Source organism: Micromonospora maritima (genome assembly GCF_902825405.1).
Classification (GTDB): Bacteria; Actinomycetota; Actinomycetes; order Mycobacteriales; family Micromonosporaceae; genus Micromonospora; species Micromonospora maritima.
In genome coordinates this window covers 1-3,220 of sequence record NZ_CADEAU010000559.1, presented here as the reverse complement: position 1 = coordinate 3,220, position 3,220 = coordinate 1, and the positions used below count along the sequence as shown (strand labels likewise).

The window sequence follows — 3,220 nt, the reverse complement described above, 5'->3', positions numbered from 1 at the left end:
CGCACAGCCACGACGGCGCCACCGTCGCCCAGGGCGGTGGAGACGGCGCGACCGGCCTGTCGATCAGCGCGGCCGGCTACACGCTGGTGCCGTCGGCCGGGGCGCCGGCCGCCGGGCGCGCCGGTGACCTGCGGTTCCAGATCCGCGACGAGCAGCGTCGCCCGGTCACCCGCTTCGCGGTCGTGCACGACAAGCCGATGCACGTGATCGTGGCCCGCCGGGACCTCAGCGGCTACCGGCACCTGCACCCGACGATGGCGGCCGACGGCACCTGGTCGGTGCCGGTGACGCCGTTCGACCCCGGCGTGTGGCGGATGTACGCGGACTTCACCGCGGTCGCCGACGACGGGCGGCAGGTCGCCGTGGTGCTCGGCGCCGACCTGACCGTGCCCGGCACGTACGTGCCCCGGCCGCTGCCCGCCGCGGCCACCTCGGCCACGGTGGACGGCTTCACCGCCACCTGGACCGGCACTGCGGAGGTGGGGCGGTCGGTGCCGCTGCGGTTCCGGGTCACCGGCGCGGGCGGCGGGGCCGCCGCGCTGGAGCCCTACCTCGGCGCGTACGGGCACCTGGTGGCGCTGCGCGAGGGCGATCTCGGCTACCTGCACGTGCACCCGGAGCCGGTACGCGACGGTGACGCGGTGACGTTCTGGCTGACCGCGCCGGGGCCGGGCCGCTACCGGATGTTCCTGGACTTCCAGGTCGGGGGCGTGGTGCGGACCGCCGGGTTCACGCTGACCGTGGCCTGACCCGGTCAGCCGGCCCGACGGACCGGTCGGCGGGCCAGGTAGCGGAGCAGGTCGCGGATGTGGTGCTTCTCCTCGGCCGGGACGTTCGGGTCGGCCAGCCGCTCCAGGATCACCCGGACGTCGGCCTCCACCGAGCCGTCCTCGGCGCCTCGACGGCGGGGAACCGGACCGGCGTCGGGCAGGCCCAGCGCGCGGAACGCGGCCGCGACCGGCAGGTCGAGGGCGGCGCAGAAGCCGCGCACCTTGGCCAGCTCGGGGTAGTCCTGCCAGTCGCCGGCCAACCAGCGGAACACGGTCGAGCGGCCGACGCCGGTGTGGGTGGCGAGGTCGGTGACCGTCCAGCCGCGCTCCTCGCGCGCGTCGTCGATGGCGCGTCGCACGAAGCGCGCGAAGGCCATCTGTGGTGACACGTCTGCGGAGCCCATCCCTGCGGGTCTGTCCCCTTCCGCCGGTGGCCCGGCTCTACGTCCCGAGCCTAGTATGCGGGCGCGCGGAAGTAACTGACTGATCGGTCGGAAGGTCCCGCCGGCGGGACTGACGAGGGCGTGACGGTTGCGAGGTGTCAACTAAGCTGGACGGACCCCGGCAGCGACACGACGAGGAGCAGCATGATCGAGCCGGACCGCCCTGTCCCTTACCGCCCCGGAGCCGTGAGCCTCTTCTTCGTGGCCAAGGCCGGCGTGTTCGCGCTCGGATTCTGGATCTGGCTGCTGGTGCTGGCGGTGCGGGGCGACCCGGCGACCGGCGTACACCTGATCGCCGCGACCGGCGCGATCTGCACCACGCTGGTCGGGGTCGTGCTGGGCGCCCGGATGGCGTTGCAGCGCAACGCCGCCGTCCGGCACGCGGAGGTCAAGCGGCTGCTCGTCGACATCTCCTGGAACGCCTTCGCCGCCGCCGGCAACGCCGACCAGCCGGCGAAGGTGGTGCCGTTCCCCAGCCCTCCGCCGGAGGGCGAGCGGGTCACCAACCGGGGCCCGGGTGAGCGGGTGTCGACGCTCGACCGGGGCGACCGCAACCGGGGCGAGCGCCGCCGCTAGCGCCCGTCCGCCCCGTCGAGCAGCGTCTCCAGCCGGGGTGTGACGCCCCACTGGTCGACCAGCTCGCGATACTCGGTCCGCTGGCTCTCCGTCGGCGCGCCCGCCGTGCGCCGCGCCCGGATGAGCAGGTTGCGAGGGGTGTGCTGGGAGTCGACGAACTCCACCACCTCCGCGCGGTAGCCGTGCAGCCGGAGCAGCCCGGCGCGTACCGCGTCGGTGAGCACGTCGGCGAACCGCTCGCGCAGGATGCCCTGCCGGGTGAGCAGCTCGTACGGCGCCGGCGCCGGTCGGGACCGGAGCTGGGCGGCGAGGTCGTGGTGGCAGCAGGGTGCGGCGAGCACCCAGCGGGCACCCCAGCGCACCGCCCGGGCCAGCGCCTCGTCGGTCGCCGTGTCGCAGGCGTGCAGCGCCAGCACCAGGTCGGGGGCGGGATCGACGGCGGCCTCGGCGATGGTGCCGGCCACGAACCCCACCCGGTCGGCCCAGCCCAGCCGCTCGGCCAGCTCGCTGTTGCGGCGGCGCTGGTCCTCGCGGACGTCCACCCCGACCAGCGTCACGTCCAGTCCGCGCCCGGTCAGATAGCGGTAGGCGGCGAAGGTCAGGTAGGCGTTGCCGCAGCCCAGGTCCACCACGCGCAGCGGACCGGTGAGGTCGTCCGGCAGGGTGGCCGCCAGCGCCCGGAGGAACGCGTCGACCTGACGGCGCTTGGCCGCCGAGCCGCCGATCTCGGCGAACAGCGGGTCTCCCGGGTCGAGCAGCCAGTCCTTGGCCCGGTCGTGTCCCTCGGCCGCGGCGGTCGGTCGGCTGGCCGCGGCCCGGTGCACCTGCGCCTCGCCGGACTTGGTGACCCGGAGCTGGAGCGTGGCGTCGGCGGTCTCCACGTGCCAGTTGCCGAACGGTTCGGCGAGCAGCTCGTCGACGGCCGCGCCGGCCTCGGCGCCGGGCGCCACGTTGCGGGTGGTCGGCCGTGCCCCGTCGGAGGTGGCGATCTGCAACCGGGGACCGGCCTTGAGGGTGACCGGGCGCAGCTCGGCGCGGACCACCGAGGGGCGCTGCCCGCGTCGACGCCCGGCGGCCACCGCCCGGGTCAGTCCCGGGCCCAGCAGCAGCGCCCGTACCTCGCTCAGCGCCGAGTCCAACGCTTCCGGCATCCCAACCCCTCCATCCTTCCCCGTCCCCCGCCCTGCCTGCCCAGCCCGCCCTGCCCCGTTGACCATGAAGTTGGCGGCGCGACACGCCGTGCCGGTGGCGGCCAACTTCATGATCGACGGCGGGGGCCGGGGTGGGGACAGGGAGCGGCCCCCGGAGCGGGTCCGGGGGCCGTGGTGTGTGTGCTGGTCAGTCGGTGGTGGCGGTGGCCTCGGCGGGTGCGTCGGTGCCGGCCCCGCCGCCGCGGCGGCGCCGGCGACGGCGCGGCTTGGCAGTCTCGCC

At 75.5% G+C, this 3,220-nt stretch carries 4 protein-coding genes; 2 read left to right on the top strand and 2 right to left on the bottom strand.

The features are described 5' to 3' along the window. Positions 1–749: hypothetical protein (locus tag HUW36_RS28995; protein WP_174531030.1), on the top strand; the 749-nt coding region annotated here is incomplete at its 5' end. A 5-nt stretch (positions 750–754) separates the two neighbouring features. Here HUW36_RS28995 and HUW36_RS28990 read toward each other — a convergent pair. Continuing rightward, the gene (locus tag HUW36_RS28990) at positions 755–1,174 is read right to left on the bottom strand and encodes a helix-turn-helix domain-containing protein (RefSeq protein ID WP_174531029.1); all 420 of its coding nucleotides are present in this window, start codon (positions 1,172–1,174) and stop codon (positions 755–757) included. Between the two features lie 225 nt (positions 1,175–1,399). On the opposite strand from HUW36_RS28990, the gene HUW36_RS28985 reads away from it, so the two are divergent. Further along, the gene (locus HUW36_RS28985; RefSeq protein WP_246248376.1) at positions 1,400–1,789 is read left to right on the top strand and encodes a hypothetical protein; all 390 of its coding nucleotides are present in this window, start codon (positions 1,400–1,402) and stop codon (positions 1,787–1,789) included. Here the strand turns inward: HUW36_RS28985 and HUW36_RS28980 are convergent. After that, positions 1,786–2,940 carry a class I SAM-dependent methyltransferase gene (locus HUW36_RS28980; RefSeq protein ID WP_174531027.1) on the bottom strand — a complete coding sequence of 385 codons (1,155 nt, stop codon included), beginning with the start codon at positions 2,938–2,940 and terminating at the stop codon, positions 1,786–1,788. The two genes, HUW36_RS28985 and HUW36_RS28980, sit on opposite strands and share 4 nt — an antisense overlap. Between the last annotated feature and the right edge of the window lie 280 nt (positions 2,941–3,220).

What these genes read in the sequence shown, in the direction of transcription:
- HUW36_RS28990 (WP_174531029.1), bottom strand. Translation starts at nt 1,174, where the DNA reads ATGGGCTCCGCAGACGTGTCACCACAGATGGCCTTCGCGCGCTTCGTG.
- HUW36_RS28980 (WP_174531027.1), bottom strand. Translation starts at nt 2,940, where the DNA reads ATGCCGGAAGCGTTGGACTCGGCGCTGAGCGAGGTACGGGCGCTGCTG.